The 18,443-nt window shown below is 53.0% G+C and carries 12 protein-coding genes; 1 reads left to right on the top strand and 11 read right to left on the bottom strand.

The window, feature by feature from the left end; translation table 11 throughout:
* Positions 1-135 precede the first annotated feature (135 nt).
* On the bottom strand, positions 136-1,389 hold the full coding sequence (amiC, locus tag A7098_RS17590) for an N-acetylmuramoyl-L-alanine amidase AmiC (RefSeq protein ID WP_000016908.1): 1,254 nt from the start codon (positions 1,387-1,389) through the stop codon (positions 136-138).
* A gap of 230 nt (positions 1,390-1,619) precedes the next feature.
* On the opposite strand from amiC, the gene argA reads away from it, so the two are divergent.
* Positions 1,620-2,951, top strand: coding sequence for an amino-acid N-acetyltransferase (gene argA / locus A7098_RS17580; protein WP_000237965.1), 1,332 nt, complete (start codon positions 1,620-1,622; stop codon positions 2,949-2,951).
* Between the two features lie 81 nt (positions 2,952-3,032).
* Here argA and recD read toward each other — a convergent pair whose 3' ends face one another.
* The 10 genes from recD to lgt all read right to left on the bottom strand — a co-directional run bounded on the left by recD (position 3,033) and on the right by lgt (position 18,437).
* Entirely contained in the window at positions 3,033-4,859 is a 1,827-nt protein-coding gene (gene recD, locus A7098_RS17575; protein ID WP_105281178.1) for an exodeoxyribonuclease V subunit alpha, read from the bottom strand.
* Complete coding sequence (gene recB / locus A7098_RS17570) at positions 4,859-8,401, bottom strand: exodeoxyribonuclease V subunit beta (protein WP_105281177.1); 3,543 nt, start codon at positions 8,399-8,401, stop codon at positions 4,859-4,861. The genes recD and recB overlap by 1 nt, the downstream gene beginning before the upstream one ends.
* Positions 8,394-11,282 carry a pitrilysin gene (gene ptrA, locus A7098_RS17565; protein ID WP_105281176.1) on the bottom strand — a complete coding sequence of 963 codons (2,889 nt, stop codon included), beginning with the start codon at positions 11,280-11,282 and terminating at the stop codon, positions 8,394-8,396. Before ptrA ends, recB begins: the two co-directional genes overlap by 8 nt.
* 175 nt (positions 11,283-11,457) lie before the next feature.
* A complete protein-coding gene (recC, locus tag A7098_RS17560) occupies positions 11,458-14,826 on the bottom strand; it encodes an exodeoxyribonuclease V subunit gamma (protein ID WP_105281175.1) in 3,369 nt (1,122 codons plus the stop codon).
* Between the two features lie 12 nt (positions 14,827-14,838).
* A complete protein-coding gene (locus A7098_RS17555; protein WP_032226115.1) occupies positions 14,839-15,162 on the bottom strand; it encodes a prepilin-type N-terminal cleavage/methylation domain-containing protein in 324 nt (107 codons plus the stop codon).
* Positions 15,147-15,554, bottom strand: coding sequence for a DUF2509 family protein (locus A7098_RS17550; protein ID WP_001083702.1), 408 nt, complete (start codon positions 15,552-15,554; stop codon positions 15,147-15,149). The genes A7098_RS17555 and A7098_RS17550 overlap by 16 nt, the downstream gene beginning before the upstream one ends.
* Positions 15,551-16,114, bottom strand: coding sequence for a prepilin peptidase-dependent protein (locus A7098_RS17545; RefSeq protein WP_105281174.1), 564 nt, complete (start codon positions 16,112-16,114; stop codon positions 15,551-15,553). The genes A7098_RS17550 and A7098_RS17545 overlap by 4 nt, the downstream gene beginning before the upstream one ends.
* Positions 16,105-16,575 (bottom strand): prepilin peptidase-dependent protein, encoded by a 471-nt coding sequence (locus A7098_RS17540; RefSeq protein WP_000857047.1) that lies wholly within the window; start codon positions 16,573-16,575, stop codon positions 16,105-16,107. The genes A7098_RS17545 and A7098_RS17540 overlap by 10 nt, the downstream gene beginning before the upstream one ends.
* Before the next feature lie 185 nt (positions 16,576-16,760).
* Positions 16,761-17,555 carry a thymidylate synthase gene (gene thyA / locus A7098_RS17535; RefSeq protein ID WP_000816232.1) on the bottom strand — a complete coding sequence of 265 codons (795 nt, stop codon included), beginning with the start codon at positions 17,553-17,555 and terminating at the stop codon, positions 16,761-16,763.
* 6 nt (positions 17,556-17,561) lie between these two features.
* Positions 17,562-18,437, bottom strand: coding sequence for a prolipoprotein diacylglyceryl transferase (gene lgt / locus A7098_RS17530; RefSeq protein WP_000204651.1), 876 nt, complete (start codon positions 18,435-18,437; stop codon positions 17,562-17,564).
* Positions 18,438-18,443: the final 6 nt, after the last annotated feature.

The raw sequence follows: 18,443 nt of genomic DNA, 5'->3' as shown, positions 1-18,443 counted from the left end.
CTGGTAGCTCGTCGGGCTCATAACCCGAAGGTCGTCGGTTCAAATCCGGCCCCCGCAACCAATACTTAAACACCCTGACGGGTGTTTTTTTGTTTCTGCTCTCCCATAAAAAAGGCGCCATTCAGCGCCTTTTTATCATCCCCTTCTCGCCAGCGTCGCTCCATCGGCAAAATACGCTTTAATTCCCGCAAGAATGGACTCTGCAACTTCCTGCTGGAAAGTCGCCGTTTTCAGTTTGCGCTCTTCCTCAACGTTACTAATAAACGCCGTTTCGACCAGAATGGAGGGAATATCAGGCGCTTTCAGCACAGCAAACCCGGCCTGCTCGACCTGATTTTTATGCAACTTATTGATTTTACCTAGTTTATTCAGTACTGCTCTACCAAACTTCAGGCTGTCGGCAATGGTCAGCGACTGAACCATATCAAACATGGTGTGGTCGACATAGCGGTCGCCACTTTTGCTCACACCACCAATTAAGTCCGAGGCGTTCTGGGTTTGCGCCAGATATTTTGCCGCAGTACTGGTTGCGCCTTTGGTCGAAAGCGCAAACACCGAGGAGCCGCTCGGCTGGCGGCTGGTAAAGGCATCTGCATGGATAGAGACAAACAGGTCAGCACGTTGTTTCTGTGCTTTTGCTACGCGCACCTGCAATGGAATGAAGATGTCTTCATTACGCGTCATGTACACCTTCATATTGCCCTCTTTCTCGATCAGAGAGCGCAGACGGCGGGCAATCTGTAATACCACGTCTTTTTCACGCGTTTTGTATTTCCCCACCGCGCCAGAGTCTTCGCCACCGTGGCCAGGGTCAAGCATGATGACAATTGGGCGATCGCGCCCTGCCTTACCTGGCTGCGGACCACTTTGCGCAGGCGGCACCTGTTTTTCGAGATCGCCTTTGTTGTAATCCTCCAGCAGCGCCAGCAGCGGGTCTTGCATATCCTGCGCATTGACCGGATAGAGATCCATCACCAGACGCTCTTTAAATCCGGCAACCGGCGCGAGGGCAAACATCTGTGGTTTTACGTTTTGCTTTAATTCAAAAACCATCCGCACGGTTTGCGGATCAAATTGCCCGACGCGTGCTGACTTGATGAACGGGTCGTCAGCACGAATTTGTGCCGCCATCCCCTTGAGCACCGAGTTCAGGTTTACATCTTCAATATCCACCACCACGCGCTCAGGATTACTCAACGCGAACTGCTTATATTTCAGCTGACGGTTTGATTCAACCGTCACACGGGTATAGCTGGACGCAGGCCAGACGCGCACCGCCACGACCTGGCTGACCGCAGCCAGGCTGACCTGACTTACGCTCAATAGCCACATGGCACCCGCGCCTTGCAGTAAACGACGACGGCTGATTGCAGTATTGGATCCTGACATGCCTCTCCCGAGCAAAAAAATCTAAGCTGTGTAACAAGTAAACGACCAATTTGACCGGGAACTTTAGCGAAAGACGCATAATCTGTCATCTATAAAACGGTAAACATTCTTTTTATATTCACGGCATTACTGATAAAAAAGTTGTTCATGCGTAAAATTCGCACTTGCACACGGCGAAAAAACAGAATAAAAATACATTAATTTCGAATAATCATGCAAAGAGGTGTGCCGTGGTGAAGGAACGTAAAACCGAGCTGGTCGAGGGATTCCGCCATTCGGTTCCTTATATCAATACCCACCGGGGAAAAACGTTTGTCATCATGCTCGGCGGCGAAGCCATTGAGCATGAGAATTTCTCCAGTATCGTTAATGATATCGGGTTGTTGCACAGCCTCGGCATCCGTCTGGTCGTCGTCTATGGCGCGCGTCCACAGATCGACGCGAATCTGGCGGCGCATCATCACGAACCGCTGTACCACAAGAATATACGCGTGACTGACGGCAAAACGCTGGAGCTGGTGAAGCAGGCTGCGGGGACATTGCAACTGGACATCACTGCTCGCCTGTCGATGAGCCTCAACAACACGCCGTTGCAGGGCGCTCATATCAACGTCGTCAGTGGCAATTTTATTATTGCACAACCGCTGGGCGTGGATGATGGCGTGGATTACTGCCATAGCGGACGCATCCGGCGGATTGACGAAGAAGCGATTCATCGCCAACTGGATAGCGGTGCCATTGTGCTGATGGGCCCGGTGGCGGTTTCGGTCACTGGCGAGAGCTTTAACCTGACCTCGGAAGAGATTGCCACACAACTTGCCATCAAACTGAAAGCCGAGAAGATGATTGGTTTTTGCTCTTCACAGGGCGTCACCAATGATGATGGCGATATTGTCTCCGAACTTTTCCCTAACGAAGCGCAAGCGCGGGTAGAGGCCCAGGAAGAGAAAGGCGATTACAACTCCGGTACGGTGCGCTTTTTGCGTGGCGCAGTGAAAGCCTGCCGCAGCGGCGTTCGTCGCTGTCATTTAATCAGTTATCAGGAAGATGGCGCGCTGTTGCAGGAGCTGTTCTCACGTGACGGTATCGGTACGCAAATTGTGATGGAAAGCGCGGAGCAGATTCGTCGCGCAACAATCAACGATATTGGCGGCATTCTGGAGTTGATTCGCCCGCTGGAGCAGCAAGGCATTCTGGTACGTCGTTCTCGCGAACAACTGGAGATGGAAATCGACAAATTCACTATTATTCAGCGCGATAACACAACTATTGCCTGCGCCGCGCTTTATCCGTTCCCGGAAGAGAAGATTGGCGAAATGGCCTGTGTGGCAGTACACCCGGATTACCGTAGTTCATCACGGGGCGAGGTTTTACTGGAACGCATTGCCGCTCAGGCGAAGCAGAGCGGGTTAAGCAAATTGTTTGTGCTGACCACGCGCAGTATTCACTGGTTCCAGGAGCGCGGATTTACCCCGGTGGATATTGATTTACTGCCGGAGAGTAAAAAGCAGTTGTACAACTACCAGCGTAAATCCAAAGTGTTGATGGCGGATTTAGGGTAAGCGATGAATATAGCCGGATGCGGCATACGCAATACTTCCAGGTATGATAAGACGCGCCAGCGTCGCATCAGGCATTCACGTTCACTCCCGCGCACCAAACAACGCTGCCAGCCCGCTACGTCGCTCGGTACGAGTGGCGATTGCCGCACTCAAAATACGCTCATCGGCATACAGAGACAAACGTCGACGCGCGCGGGTTACCGCAGTGTAAACCAGTTCTCGCGTTACTACCGGTGTACGCTGGCTCGGTAAAATCAACGCCGCATGGTCGAACTCCGATCCCTGCGATTTATGTACCGTCATCGCCCATGTGGTTTCGTGCTCTGGCAGGCGGCTCGGTTGTACTGACTTGATATTGCCGTCCGGCATCGCAAACCAGACGCGCGTCCCCTGCCCGTGATCCAGCGCAATACCGATATCGCCATTAAACAACCCAAGCGCGCTGTCATTACGGGCAATCATCACCGGTCGGCCTTCGTACCAGCGCGAGTGTGGATGACGATGAATTTTGCGCTTCTGTTGCATAAACTGTTCAATTCGCTCATTCAGTCCAGCGACGCCAAACGGCCCTTCCCGCAGGGCGCACAAAAGCTGGTATTCATTGAACGCCTGAATGATTAAATCCGGCTCGGCACGTGCTTGTAGCAGATCCAGATAACGTCCGTAACCCACAAGAGCTTCTTCAAGCATCGCAATATAGTCTTCGCCGTTCTGCAAAAGCCGTTTTTCGATGTCAGTAAAATCCTGCTGAAAAACCGTTTTCACTGCCGTTTTATCACCACGGTTAATCGCCGCAGCTAACTGACCAATGCCAGAATCGCTGCCGAAACGGTAGCTTTTTTGCAGCAGGCAGAGACTGTCACGCAAAGATGCCGCTTCTGTGCCAGTTCCTGCCGGAACGTGAGTTCCCGTCAGGCGGCTTAGCTGCCCGGCACGCTCGGCGGTAAAGCCGGCATTGGCATAAGCACAAATATCGCCCAGCACAGCCCCTGCCTCAACCGAGGCCAGTTGATCGCGATCGCCAAGAAAGATCACTCGCGCATGATCGGGCAAGGCGTCGATCAGCCTCGACATCATAGGCAGATCGATCATTGATGCTTCATCTACCACCAGCACATCAAGATGCAGCGGGTTACCGGCATGATGACGTAAACGCTGGCTACCTGGCTGCGTACCCAGCAATCGGTGCAAAGTGCTGGCATCTTCCGGAATGCGTTTCTTTTGTTCATCGGTCAGCGGTAACTGGCGCAAAGCCTTGCCAAGCGATTCGGTTAAGCGCGCAGCAGCTTTCCCCGTTGGCGCGGCCAGTCGGATACGGCAGCGTTCACCGTCGGCCATCTGAATTAACGCAGCCAACAACTTCGCCACGGTGGTCGTTTTACCGGTGCCTGGGCCGCCGGAAATCACCGAGATCCGCCGCGTCAGCGCCACCGCTGCCGCCACTTTTTGCCAGTTAATTTCATCGCTTACTGGAAAAAGTTTGTCCAGGGTTTGCGCCAGTAGAGCTTCATCCACCTCAATGGCATGATTCACTTCGTTGAAAAATCGCGCCACTGTGCGCTCATTACACCACATGCGATTCAGGTAAAGACGATCGCCACAGAGGATCATTGGCGTTGGTTCATCTCCCCGGCTGACCGCTTGTGAAGCCAGCAAGCACTCTTCCCAATTTTGTAGCTCACCGATTTCACTGACACAGGTCGCCAACAGCGGATGCGACGCCTCATTATTTTCCAGTCGTGAAAGCGGCAAACAGACGTGTCCCTCTCCGGCATCATGACTTAACAGTGCCGCCGCGAGGGTGACGGCAGGATGTTCATCACCCGCCACAGTCAGGGCAAATTGCACATCCAGCGGGCGTAGCTGTTTGTGCTCCACAGCTTCCAGTAATTGCTTTTGCAATTTCATTACGCCTCCTCCAGGGTCATACCGGCAAACATCTCATCCATCAGGTCAATCAACCCGGCGTTGGGTCGGGTTGCGTAAATCCCTTGTTGCGGATGTTCTTTATCAACGCCACGCAGGAACAGATAAATAACGCCACCAAAGTGACGCTCATAGTCGTAATCAGCAATTCGATGGCGCAGATAACGATGCAGCGCCAGGGTATAAAGCTGATATTGCAGATCATAGCGGTGTGCCTGCATCGCCGCTGCCATAGCCTGTTGGGTGTAAGCCGAACTGTCTTCACCCAACCAGTTGGATTTATAGTCGAGCAGGTAATAACGCCCTTCGTGGCGGAACACCAGGTCGATAAAGCCTTTTAACATGCCGCGTACCTGCATGAACTCCAGCGGCGGGCAGCCAGCCGATAGCGGGTCAAACTGGCGAATTAGTGCATCAAGCTGGCTGGCAATAAGCGGCTCGCTAATCGGCAGGTAAAACTCCATCTCCACCTGTTTATCGCGGGCGGAAAGCTGACTCAGAGTGACGCCAGTTTCATTGAGCGGCGCCTGAAGAATAGCGGTGATCCACTCAGTCAACACCGGTTCCCACTGCGGTTCAAAGCCGCCAAGTTCCAGTTTTTCCCGCACCCAGTTCGGGTCAACCGGCTGGGTAAAATCGAGGTCTTCAAACAAGCTGTGCAAGAACGTCCCCGGTGAGGCGCCACGCGGGAACTGATGCGGTGTTAACGTCGGTTCTTCAACGACGCTGACCACGCCTGCGGCATCAACATCCAGCCGTGGCATCAGATCCTGAGCGATACCATGACCACGCTGCTGCAAACCTGAATAACTGGTGACGCGCCAGTTATCGCCGGGCAATCGTTGTAGCGTCTTCGCATTCAGTTCTGCAGTTAAAACATCATTAACCTGCCAGGGCTGGTTATCACCAGTTTGTGCCGTTTGCCAGGTAATATCATCATCGCATAACGCTTCAATACAGGTGCGAAGCCCTGCCGCATCTTGCGGTTCCCCTTTTTGCAGCAAACGCCCGAGCGCACTTTGGTGGACGTCGGTGTCACCTTTTTTATCGCCACGACGGCGCACCAGCGGTGCAACGCCGAGACTGCAATGCCAAACCGAACGCGTCAGCGCCACGTAAAGCAAACGCAGATCTTCCGCCAGACGTTCGGCCTCCGCGAGATCGACACTTTCTGGCGCAGCGTTAAGATCCAGAACAGCCTCAAACGAGTGGCGATCGTGATAAAACGCCTGATCCTGGACGCGAAAATTGGTAATAAATGGCAACCAGACCAGCGGATATTCCAGCCCTTTTGATTTATGGATCGTGACAATCTGCACCAGATGTTTGTCACTTTCGAGGCGCATTTGCTGGCTGGAGGCATTACTGTCGGGTTCGAGGATATGTTGCGATAACCAGCGTACCAGCGCATGTTCACTTTCCAGCTGCGTTCCGGCTTCTTGTAGCAGTTCGCTGATATGCAAGATATCGGTAAGACGCCGCTCGCCACCTGCCGTGGCCAGCAGGTTTTCTGCAATGTTGCGCGCCGACATCAGCGCCCGCAGCATCGGCATAACGCCGCGTTTGCGCCAGATTTGTCGATATCCATCAAATTCTTCGACGACTGCATCCCACGCATTTTCGTCATCATTCAACGTTTCGATATCAAGGGCGTTCAACCCCATCATCGACGTTGCTAACGCACTGCGCAGAGTGTTCTCACGTTCAGGCGTCATTACAGCCTGCAACAGCCAAAGCATCTCCTGCGCTTCCAGTGTTTCAAAAACACTGTCGCGGTTCGAAAGGTAAACGGAAGGGATTTCCAGCAGCGTTAAGGCATCGCGCACCTGGGCGGCCTCCTGGCGGCTGCGTACCAGCACACTGATGTCCGAGGCGCGAACAGGACGCGCGGTGTCGCCATTCATCAGCAATGCTTCGCCCCGCTGCCCGGCCTGTAGCCAGTCGCGGATTTGCGCAGCACATACCTGCGCCATGGTACTTTGATAATCGCCAATACCGCAGCTTTCACCTTCCATCAGCCACATTTTCATCGCCGGCTGCGTTTCACCTTTAAATACAAAACGCAGTGCCTGATTTTTTCCGGCTGATTTCACTGGAATAAACGGAATTTCGCGGAACATGAAAGCGTCATCAGCCTGGCTGAAAAGTTTGTTCACACTGTTCACCATTCCCGGCGCAGAACGCCAGTTGGTATCTAAGGTGTAGTGAGCGTGAACTTCGCTACGCGCCTTCATGTAGGTGAAAATGTCTGCGCCACGGAATGCGTAAATGGCCTGCTTCGGGTCACCAATCAGCAATAACGCCGTTTCCGGCTGATGGTGCCAGATACGGCGGAAAATCCGGTACTGCTGGGGGTCGGTATCCTGAAATTCGTCGATCATTGCCACTGGAAAGCGCGTACGGATCGCCGTTGCCAGCGCCTCTCCGCTTTCGCTACGCAGCGCGGAATCGAGCCGACTTAGCATGTCATCAAAGCCCAGTTCGCCACGGCGGCGTTTTTCGCGCGCTACTGTTTCGCGGATCTCAGCCAATGCGCGGGTGATCACCACATCACGGATCGACAATGGTTCGGCAAGCAGTTGATCGATCGCCTCAAACAGCGGATGTCGCGGTGTTTCCCCCCCGGCCTTCGTGCGATCTTCTAAGAAACGCTGAGAGAATTTTTCCAGCGACTCCGGCAACTGATAGCTGTTGGTCTCTTCTTCTGCCCAGGCGCTGATCTTGTCTATCCATTTAGCCTGATTGCTACGGTTAAACTTGCGGCGATCAATACCGGAAGATTCGATCAGCACATCCAGTTCACCTACTGCGTCACGCCACTGCTGTTTTACGGCATCGATACGCGCCACAATTTGCGCATGGCGGGAAGCCAGAGTTTCATCATCGGGCGGCGGCGCTTTGATAACCGGCGCTTCCCCTTGCAGATAACGGTTAATATCTCGCAGTAACGCCTGCGGCCCTTTCCAGGTTTCAAAGACGACCTGGGCAATTTCACGCGGTAACGGGTAGCAATGGCGACGCCAGAAATCGGCGCAGGCCTGGTAGCGCAGTAGAGACTCGTCTTCAATCAGCTGCTGCTCAAACAACATGCCGGATTCAAAGGCATTCAGGTTGAGCATTCGCTGGCAAAAACCGTGGATGGTAAAGACTGCTGCTTCATCCATCTGTCGCTCAGCTAACAGCAACCACTGCGCGGCTTGCGCTTTATCGTCGATCTCTTCCAGCAGGCGTGCATACAGCGGATTGTCGGTGGTTTCACGCAGACAGGCGATGCGTAATTCATGAATATTGCTACGGATACGACCGCGCAATTCTGCCGTGGCAGCCTCGGTAAAGGTTACTACCAGCAGTTCTTCAACGGTCAATGGGCGGGGAAAGGCGGAGGAACCGCCTAGTCCAAGTAACAGGCGCAAATAGAGCGCCGCAATCGTAAAGGTTTTGCCTGTGCCGGCAGAGGCTTCAATCAGGCGCTCGCCCTGTAAGGGCAAGCGCAAAGGATCTAGTGTCTCGGCGACATCACTCATTCTTTTCACTCATCAGGGGCATTGTTTGCTGCAACGCGCTGACGTTCTCCCATACTTTCCAGCCTTCAGGATGCACATATTCGGCTTTCCCGTTCTGGCTGCCGGAAATCTGCGACAGGATAGCCATGCCTTGCGGCTCGACCACCGCCTGATGGAAGAAATCGGCCAGTTTTTGCGGCGTCAGCAGTTTTATCTGTGCCACGATTTTATCACGCGAATCGAAGCGCATATTGCCGCGATCGAAATCTTTACTTAACTTCGATGCTTCTTCGCCGAGCGTTTGCGGTGCCTGCAGCATCTGGGTAATCACCGCCTGCTGGATTTGGGCAAACTCTTCTGGCTTCATCGCCCGCAATTTTGCCTCTGCGGTTGGGAAAAAGGCTTTGTATCGCTCCCACAGGTATGAGGGCTGTTTATCATTGCTTTGCAGCAAGAAGCCCATGCCCCACTGACGCCCTACACTCATTGGGAACGCAAACACGGCATAGCCCAACTGTTCTTCGGTACGCAACTGATTGTAGAACCAGGGCTGTACAATCTGCGCCAGCAGAGAACTGTAGGCTGAACTGGTGTATTCATCGTAGCCAGTCGGTACGAAAACCGCTGCCAGGGCAGAGTCGGTACTGTTACCGGCTTTTTCAAAGATGACGGACTGTTTTTTCTCAACCACTACATCTTTGTTACGACACCACTCTGAACCATCAGCGCCCAACTGTTTTTGCACATCGCGTGCCAGCGTTGTTGCCTGGGCTTCGGTCATGTTGCCGATAACCATAAACTCTGGTCGTGCCCCCGTTTTTAAGGCGTCGCGGTAAGCCAGCACCTCTTTCAGAGTGATGGAGGGCAAAATTTTACGTCGCTCATCTCGCGAGAAGTACGGCACCTGTGAGAGCATTTGCGCGGGCATAATCGCCTGCTCAAACGCTTTGCCCTTTTCTGCGGAATCCATCATCTGGTTATACCAGGATTTCGCCTGCTCAAGCTGATCTTCCGTAGCGGTATAGCTAAAGTAGCCCTCCAGCAGAGCCTGGAAAAGCTGCGGCAGCCGCTGAGTGTAACCATTAGCATTGACCATAAGGCCGTTGTTAGCGTTGGTGGAAAAACTAATGCCACCAACTGACGCCTGGTTGCTTAACTGATCAAGCGCCAGCCCTGCGAGATAATCATTGAGCGCAAACATTACCTGATTACGGGCGCTGTCCATGGCTTTCGGGTTACGCAAAATCAGGCTGACATCTGCTTTGGGTTCGCTGGCAAAATAACGGCTTGGCGCATACACCACACGCAGATTCGACTCATCAACAATCAGCTCTGGATGGTCGTATTTCTTCTCTGACTTAATCAGCGAGAAATCGTCAGGAATATAGGGGTTAAGCTCCGGCAAGGAGAGCGCAATGTCGGCGGCTTTTTTCTGCCAGTCAGCGAAGGTTTGTTCGCTGATTTTATCGACCTGATACGGCGCATCGACAAAGTAAGCCGTTTTATTGTGCGGCTCTTTCGGGCTGATATACCAGATACGCGCGTTCTGCGGCGTCATCATCGCCAGACGTTCTTTTACTGCTTTAGCATCGTACCGATCGGCAATATTGACTGCATCCAGCGTATGCTCAACAGGAACGCGAATCATGGTATCCGCCAGCCATTCGACGTAATCCATATCACGGGTGATTGACGGATAACGGAAGTCGATATCCAGCACATTCGCCAGCTCATCGAAATACTGTTTATCAATCCCTTTTTCGCGTAACAGATTGAGGTAGCTGAAAATGGCCGCCACAACCTGATCGCGATTCGCCAGACCTTTATCGGTTAAGGACGCAGAAATCGCTAATACGCCGCTGTTACCGTTGACGATAGGATCGGAGTTGGCGCTAATGCCCTCAACTAATCCCTGCTTTTGCAGCCAGTCAGAAAGTGTACCTGGGCTGCGATTACCAATCAGATAGGTAATCAACTCATCCGTTTTACTACGGAACTTCTCCGAGTTGTTATCGATGCGAAACTCGACGCGCAGCACTTTACGCGGCAGCGCCGGGACGTAATGAATGATAATGCCCTTTTGCGCGTCGGTGACTACCGGCACGGTGATTTCCGGTTTCTGGCTCTCTTTGTTAGGCACGCGACCGAAGGTGTCCGCCGCCATTTTTGCCAGTTCCGGCAATGGTTTGTTGCTGTAGATAACCGCCTTCATCAGATTGGCAGAGTAATATTTCTCATGGAAATCTTTCAGCGCCTGCTGCACAGGATTACCGGGTTTGTCGCTTAAGGTTTCCAGGTTACCGCCAGAAAACTTTGAACCTGGGTGCGCCGGGTTAATGGTTTCTGCGCTGACCTGCGCCATGCGCATCCCGTCACGCGTGCGCGCCATGGTTAATTCAGCGTTCACTGCATTACGTTCACGTTCGGCATATTTCTTGTCGAGCAAGGGTTCTGCAATAGCATCGGCCAGGCGATCTACCGCACCGGGCAAGGCGTCGTTCTCAACTTCCAGATAGAAAGCCGTGCGATATGGTGCCGTGCTGGCATTGTGACTGCCGCCGTGCATTTTGAGATATTCAGCGAGGCTATCTGCTTGAGGGTACTTTTTCGAACCCATCAGACTCATATGTTCAAGGTAATGTGCCAGCCCCTGATACGCTTCAGGATCTTCCAGCGACCCAACGGGCACTACCAGCGCCGAAAGCGATTTAACCGCCTGCGGATCAGAAACCAGCAAGACCACCATACCGTTATCCAGACGTATAGCCTGATACTGGCGGTTATCTTTATCACTTTTACGGATGGTTTCCTGAATCGGCTGCCATCCCGTTTCTGCCTGACTTAAGGGTGCCCAAAGGGCAACAAACAACAGTAATGCTTTGAACCAGGTGCTGCGGGGCATTCACGAACCTCATTATCAACTTTATTTTTCAACCAGATTCAATAACTTAAAGAAAATCATCCGGCAGAATATAATCTTGTGCTGAACGAGTCAGCCTGTGTCTATATAACCATCAGTCCGTGACTGGTGCGCATCATAAAGTAAGCAGATGGATTGCGCAATTTTTATACAGAACTCATGATTGATTAAAACGAAATAGCGGTAACAAGAAACGCTGCGACTGATCAACGATGGCTTCCATTGTCTCTGGCGTTAATTGCCGCCAGAGCCGTTGATACCAGATATCATCACCTTCACCACGCACCATCATGTTGCCCTCGTAAGCCTGAAGGAATTTCGTTCGAGCTTTTTGCAACGTGGAATCGTCATCCAGCATGGCATCGTTTGCCGCGTCATAACAGGTTTTTAGCCATGCGCCGCCACTTTCAGGTAACACCAGCAACGGCGCGGACATTCCTTCACGATACCCCTCAATCAGTTGTGAGAGGTAATGTAAAGCCTGTTCGGCTGCAAGCGGCGGGAAACGCCACTCGCCGTCTTTGCGTAGAAAAAGGCGGCTTTCACCGTTACCACCACTGGCACAGTAGACAAGGTGTTCTAACCAAAGTTGCATTCCCTGTGCCACACTGAGCAAAGAGGGACGCCAGCGCAGCAGGCCATCCGGCTGAACCTGCGGCAACCACCCAGTAATTTGCACACCGTTGCACGCGAGATCGATTTCCATACTCTGCCCCGGCTGGCGACAGGCAATGACTCTGTCGGCAAGCTGCTGCATCTCCTGACACTGCGTTTCCCAGAAAATTTCACCAAAAGCACCGTACGGTAAATCCCCTGCCGCCCGGAAGCGGCGGAACAAGCATTCTGCATCATCCTGATCCACCAACGCATTTAATAACTGCTGATTGATTTGATAACGACTAAGCCCTTCGAGAATAAATGGCTCGGTATCGGGAATTTCGCTGTCTTCGGTACGAAAATGCACCTGTAAACGCATCTGGAAAAACGCTCGCACCGGATGCGCCCAGAATCGTTGTAGCGTTTCCAGCGGCACGGTTTCTGGCAAGGTAAACGGTAAAGGCTGGACAAATTCAGAATGCGCCTTGCCTGCCTGGCTGGCTGCCGGTAGCCATTCACGTGCATAGCTTTGTAACTCGCCAGGCTGGTAGTTTTGCGGATCAAACGGCATCCGGGTATGGAGGCACGTAAGATGCTCTTTTACTCTTGCCTCGCTTTCATCACAGTTAAGCTCTTCATCACCCGGCAGATAATGACTTTGTCCGATGTAGTCGATCAGTTCCTGCACCAGCACCGACGGGAAACGTTCACTGTTATCCTGGATAGAACGCCCGATATAGCTGATATAGAGTTTTTGCTGTGCGGAAATTAACGCTTCCAGGAACAGATAGCGGTCGTCATCGCGACGGCTACGGTCGCCACGCTTCGGTTTCTGGCTCATTAAATCAAAGCCCAATGGTGCAAGCTGGCGTGGGTAAACGCCATCGTTCATCCCCAGCAGGCAAACCACTTTGAACGGGATTGAACGCATTGGCATCAGCGTACAAATGTTAACCGGCCCCGCAAGAAAACGCTGGCTGATACGTTCTTGATCCAGGCGTTGTGCCAGTTCATCACGTAACAGTGACAGCGGCACCGCATCGCCATACTGCGCACCTAAACCTTCGGCGATAATCGCTTGCCACTGCTGCTCAATAAGCGTCATCGCCGCTTCGGTTTCCGCATCCGGCAGGAAGAAGGCGTTGAGCATATCGCGACAAACCGGCAGCCACTCCTCAAGCGGACGCTCCTGCGCCAGGCCGCGACGCCAGATATTCAGTTGCATTAGCAGTGACGCCAGATGCCCTACCAGTTCTGCAATTAAGCCGCTCGATTCGTCATAAGGAAGAACCGATTGCCACTCGCCCTGGGCGCTCTCCATTGCATAGCCCAGCAACATGCGTGTCAGGCCAAATCGCCAGGTGTGTTGCCCGGTGGCGGGGAGTTCCAGCTCGCGAACGTTGTCGTCATCAATCCCCCAGCGAATGCCGGATTCATTAACCCACAGACGTAAATAACGTAGCCCTTCTTCGGTGATATCAAACCGCGCCGCCAGTACCGGCACGTCCAGCAGCGCCAGCACGTCCTCCGACACAAAGCGGCTGTCTGGCAGTGATAACAGGCTGATAAACGCTTCCAGCACCGGATGCGACTGCCGCGCCCGACGGTCGGAAATGGCATAAGGCAGGTAACGATCCGCAGGCGCGCTACCAAATACAGCCTGAATAAACGGACTGTAGCTATCGATGTCGGCCACCATCACGATGATGTCGCGTGGAGTAAGTGTCGGATCTTCTTCCAGCATCGCCAGCAGGCGATCGTGCAAAACTTCCACTTCGCGCTGCGGGCTGTGGCATACGTGGAAGGTGACGCTGTTATCCTGCGGATCAAGCAGACGTTTGTTGTCGCTGCGGGAAAACTCGCTCAGATTCACGCCTGCGACCGCACGGTTTTCCAGTTCCAGAATATCGGACTGGATGTTATGCAACAGGCTGTCTGGCGTAACATCAACGAATGCGTCCAGCTCCTGACTGCTCTGGAGATCGGCAAGCAGATAGATGTAGTCGCGCCCCAGTTTGCCCCACGAGGCCAGTAGCGGGTTACCAACATCCTGTTCGCCGTCGCTGTTAAACAACTGGCCGGCGTTTTCGCTATCGCGGAATAGCGGCAATTCGCGATCTTCAAAACTGTGTCGCCGCTGGCGAGTCAGCAGTTTCGCCAGATAAGCCGGATCTTTAATATCGCCCCAGTAATAGCGACAGGGGTTGGTAAACAGAAGATGGATTTCAATATGTTTACCCAGCGCCTGTAGCGCCTGTAGATAAACAGGCGGTAACGCGGAAATACCGCATATAAAGACACGCGAAGGTAACCCCGGCGGGCAGGTCGTCGCGGACTCCAGCGTTTCGATAAAGCGTTGATAGAGATTGGCACGGTGCCAGCGCGGTTGCCCCAGTTCATGGGTATATTCCACCAGCGCCTTCCACAACGGTGCTTGCCAGACCTGCGCTTCTCCCAGCCCTTCAACCAGGCGCCCCGCTTCCCACTGTGCCAGCCAGTCCGGGCGATAGACCAGATACTGGTCAAACAGATCCGCCGCTTTTGAGGAAAGCTGAAACAGCTTGCGCTTGTCGCTATCGTCAGTCAGGTAATGACGCAACAGGGTAAAATCTTCGCGATCCAGCAGTTGCGGCAGCAGAGTCATCAGTTTCCAGCTCATGCTCTGTTTGTTGAAGGCGCTCTCTTTGGGGATCTCCGGCAATACGCGGACGAACATATCCCAGATAAAGCTCGCCGGCAGCGGGAAATCAATGTTTGCCGCAATGCCGAACTTCTGCGACAGCGTCATTTGCAGCCACTGCGCCATACCGGTACTTTGCACCAGAATCATTTCTGGCTCAAAAGGATCGTCCAGCCGTTCGCGTTCGACGATAAACTCCATCAACGCTTCCAGCACGTCCAGACGATTGGAATGGTAGACCCTTAACATAGCGGCTCCTGACTACTGACGATTCGGGCAATGCAGGCGGGTCATCTCGCCTTCTCTGCCCCCGGGTGAAACTAACGTAACGCTGATGCTGACACATCCCGCCTGCGATGTCTGCATTCGGTTAACCTGCCAGTTGGCAGGTGGCGAAATCGCGCGCAGTTGCGTTTGCTGCCAGCCATGCCGCCAGAGTTGCAGATACTGGTTTCTGCTGGCAAAACTGTTTATTAATGTTCTCTGATACCCCGATAATGCAGTGACAATCATTACCATCAGCACCATCGCCAACATCACTTCCGGCAGGCTAAAGCCTTGTTGATTCTTCAGGGAAGCTGACATAACGCTCCCTCTTTCTGCGGGCAGAAATCACTCCAGCCGCGTGGCGAAAAAACAATGTTTCCATCGATGACTTCGCCTGTTCGCCACAACAAAACGCCTTCATAACCGGCAATCAGCAAGATTTCATTATCTGCCAGTAAACGCAGACAAACCCGGGCACCGGTTGCAGCGTACTGTGAGCACTGAACTGCGGGCTGCGTCTGCCAGGAGTGCATTCTGCCCCATTCCAGCGCCGACTGTACGATAGCCTGGCGACGCAATGACTGGCTTTCCATAGTCACCCGAGAGGCAAAACTGCGATCCTGTTGGCTCATTCCCTGTAGCAGCAAGCTGCCCAAAACCAGCAACATCAGAACCAGTGCCAGCGATGAAACTCCCCGTTCACTATTCACAGGTTGAATCCTGTTACGCTATAGCTGGCATCCACCACGGTTTGTGGTTCAGCCTTACTGGCGCCCCGCATATTAACCGTCAACACCGGCGAGAAACCGCTGACATCCTGACGCACGACCTGAAAAGTGTCGATAATGATGGCATCCGGATTAGTGACTTTATCCCAGCCCTTACCTTCACAAGATGTCGCACCACGTAGCGTTTCCAGCACATGCTCCTTCAGACGAAATCCAATCTGGTCGGACTCTTTTACCGGTTCGCGCTCCCAGATACCGTTACTGTTCGCATCCCACTGTACAATGATGCAGTCACCCTGCCCGACAATGACCAGCCCCTCGCCAGTGCAGCTACCATGACAATAACCCGCTCTCTGGAGATGCTTCGCGACTGTAAATATCCGCAGCCAGATTTCATCTTCCAGCGCCAGCTTACGGGCGCTCGTCAAACTTTCACGCTGTAATGCAGGCAGAAATCGTGCAGCCCCCAGCAACAGTACGCTACTGATCGCCATAGCAATCAAAACTTCCAGCAGAGAAAATCCTTGCTCTTTTACAGACATCCTTCTGTTTCTCCTTGCTGGCAAAGCCGGAGCCTTCCCCACGGCGAAACCACCAGCCACCACTCGCCCGTTGAGTTTTTGAAGCGAATATGCCCTGCCCATGCGGTATTGCGCATGCCAAATAAAGTGAGCGAAGGCGTCAGGTCGCTCATTTCTACGTCGGGCCAGCGTGGCACGAAGAGCAGCGGTGAACTGCCATGACAGGCATTCGCCCCTGCGGCAGAACTCACAAGACACCATAACTTCCCCTCCCTGATGACGCTGATACTGTGGTCGCGGTTATGCCAGTTGGCATCCTCACGTAAATAGAGCAAATAGTCCCGCGCCTGGCTGGCGGTTTGCCATAGCCGTTGCGACTGCTGCCAGTATTGCCAGCCATAAAGTCCACTTGCGCTTAACATGACCAAAATCAGCATCGCAACCAGCGTTTCAATCAGCGTATAACCACGTTGTGTTTTCATGCCGGCAGTATGCGACGAGGAGAAAAAAAGACGAGGGTCAGTTTCTCATTCTTCGGTACGTCTTCCGGAGTATTTACGCTGTTGCAGGGCGTTGCAAAATTTCGGGAAGGCGTCTCGAAGAATTTAGCGGAGAGTAAAAAAAACCGACGCACACTGGCGTCGGCTCTGGCAGGATGTTGCGTAATTTAGATAGCAACCGGCGCTTTAATGCCCGGATGCGGATCGTAGCCTTCAATCTCAAAGTCTTCGAAACGGTAGTCGAAGATGGATTCAGGTTTACGTTTGATAATCAGCTTCGGCAGCGGACGCGGTTCACGACTTAATTGCAAATGGGTTTGATCCATATGATTGCTGTACAGGTGCGTATCGCCACCGGTCCAGACAAAATCACCCACTTCCAGATCGCACTGCTGCGCCATCATATGCACCAGTAACGCGTAGCTGGCAATATTAAACGGCAGGCCGAGGAAAACGTCACAGGAACGCTGATAAAGCTGGCAAGAGAGTTTGCCGTCTGCCACATAGAACTGGAAGAACGCATGGCACGGCGCCAGCGCCATTTTATCCAGTTCGCCTACGTTCCACGCCGAAACAATAATACGGCGGGAATCCGGATCGTTTTTCAGCTGGTTCAGTACCGTAGTGATCTGGTCAATATGACGACCATCTGGCGTTGGCCAGGCGCGCCACTGTTTACCATAAACCGGACCGAGATCGCCGTTTTCATCGGCCCACTCGTCCCAAATGGTGACATTGTTTTCGTGCAGGTAAGCAATGTTAGTGTCGCCCTGCAGGAACCACAGCAGTTCATGGATAATGGAACGCAGGTGGCAACGTTTGGTTGTCACTAACGGGAATCCATCCTGCAGGTTAAAACGCATCTGATGACCAAAAATGGAAAGCGTTCCGGTTCCGGTACGGTCGTTTTTCTGTGTGCCTTCGTCGAGCACTTTTTGCATCAGTTCTAAATACTGTTTCATGGTTCCTCAGGAAACGTGTTGCTGTGGGCTGCGACGATATGCCCAGACCATCATGAAAACACCCGCGACAATCATCGGGATGGAAAGAATTTGCCCCATGCTGATGTACTGCACCCATGCACCGGTGAACTGCGCATCGGGCTGGCGGAAAAACTCAACAATGATGCGAAACGCGCCATAGCCAATCAGGAACAAGCCTGAGACAGCCCCCATGGGGCGCGGTTTACGGATATACAGGTTGAGGATAATAAACAGCACCACACCTTCCAGCAGCATCTCGTAAAGTTGCGACGGGTGGCGCGGTAGTACGCCGTAGGTGTCGAAAATGGATTGCCACTGTGGGTTGTTTTGCAGCAACAGAATGTCTTCGGTACGGGAGCCAGGGAACAGCATGGCAAACGGGAAGTTCGGGTCAACGCGCCCCCATAATTCACCGTTAATAAAGTTGCCCAGACGCCCGGCTCCAAGGCCAAATGGAATGAGCGGTGCGATAAAATCAGAGACCTGGAAGAAGGAACGTTTGGTGCGGCGGGCGAAGATAATCATCACCACAATCACGCCAATCAGACCGCCGTGGAAGGACATGCCGCCGTCCCAGACACGGAACAGATACAGCGGATCGGCCATAAACTGCGGGAAGTTGTAGAACAGAACATAACCAATACGTCCGCCAAGGAAGACGCCGAGGAAGCCCGCATAGAGTAAGTTTTCAACTTCATTTTTGGTCCAGCCGCTGCCTGGACGGCTAGCCCGACGCCCAGCCAGCCACATTGCAAAAATGAAACCCACCAGATACATCAGGCCGTACCAGTGAAGCGCCACGGGTCCTATTGAGAAAATGACCGGATCAAATTCCGGAAAATGCAGATAGCTACTGGTCATCTGTCA

It is taken from the genome of Escherichia sp. MOD1-EC7011, assembly GCF_002965005.1.
Classification (GTDB): domain Bacteria; phylum Pseudomonadota; class Gammaproteobacteria; order Enterobacterales; family Enterobacteriaceae; genus Escherichia; species Escherichia ruysiae.
Note: the sequence above shows the minus strand (reverse complement) of the source record. Positions and strands in the feature narration are given on the sequence as shown.

What these genes read in the sequence shown, in the direction of transcription:
- ptrA (WP_105281176.1), bottom strand. Translation starts at nt 11,282, where the DNA reads ATGCCCCGCAGCACCTGGTTCAAAGCATTACTGTTGTTTGTTGCCCTT.
- amiC (WP_000016908.1), bottom strand. Translation starts at nt 1,389, where the DNA reads ATGTCAGGATCCAATACTGCAATCAGCCGTCGTCGTTTACTGCAAGGC.
- A7098_RS17540 (WP_000857047.1), bottom strand. Translation starts at nt 16,575, where the DNA reads ATGAAAACACAACGTGGTTATACGCTGATTGAAACGCTGGTTGCGATG.
- recB (WP_105281177.1), bottom strand. Translation starts at nt 8,401, where the DNA reads ATGAGTGATGTCGCCGAGACACTAGATCCTTTGCGCTTGCCCTTACAG.
- recD (WP_105281178.1), bottom strand. Translation starts at nt 4,859, where the DNA reads ATGAAATTGCAAAAGCAATTACTGGAAGCTGTGGAGCACAAACAGCTA.
- lgt (WP_000204651.1), bottom strand. Translation starts at nt 18,437, where the DNA reads ATGACCAGTAGCTATCTGCATTTTCCGGAATTTGATCCGGTCATTTTC.
- recC (WP_105281175.1), bottom strand. Translation starts at nt 14,826, where the DNA reads ATGTTAAGGGTCTACCATTCCAATCGTCTGGACGTGCTGGAAGCGTTG.
- A7098_RS17555 (WP_032226115.1), bottom strand. Translation starts at nt 15,162, where the DNA reads ATGTCAGCTTCCCTGAAGAATCAACAAGGCTTTAGCCTGCCGGAAGTG.
- thyA (WP_000816232.1), bottom strand. Translation starts at nt 17,555, where the DNA reads ATGAAACAGTATTTAGAACTGATGCAAAAAGTGCTCGACGAAGGCACA.
- A7098_RS17545 (WP_105281174.1), bottom strand. Translation starts at nt 16,114, where the DNA reads ATGTCTGTAAAAGAGCAAGGATTTTCTCTGCTGGAAGTTTTGATTGCT.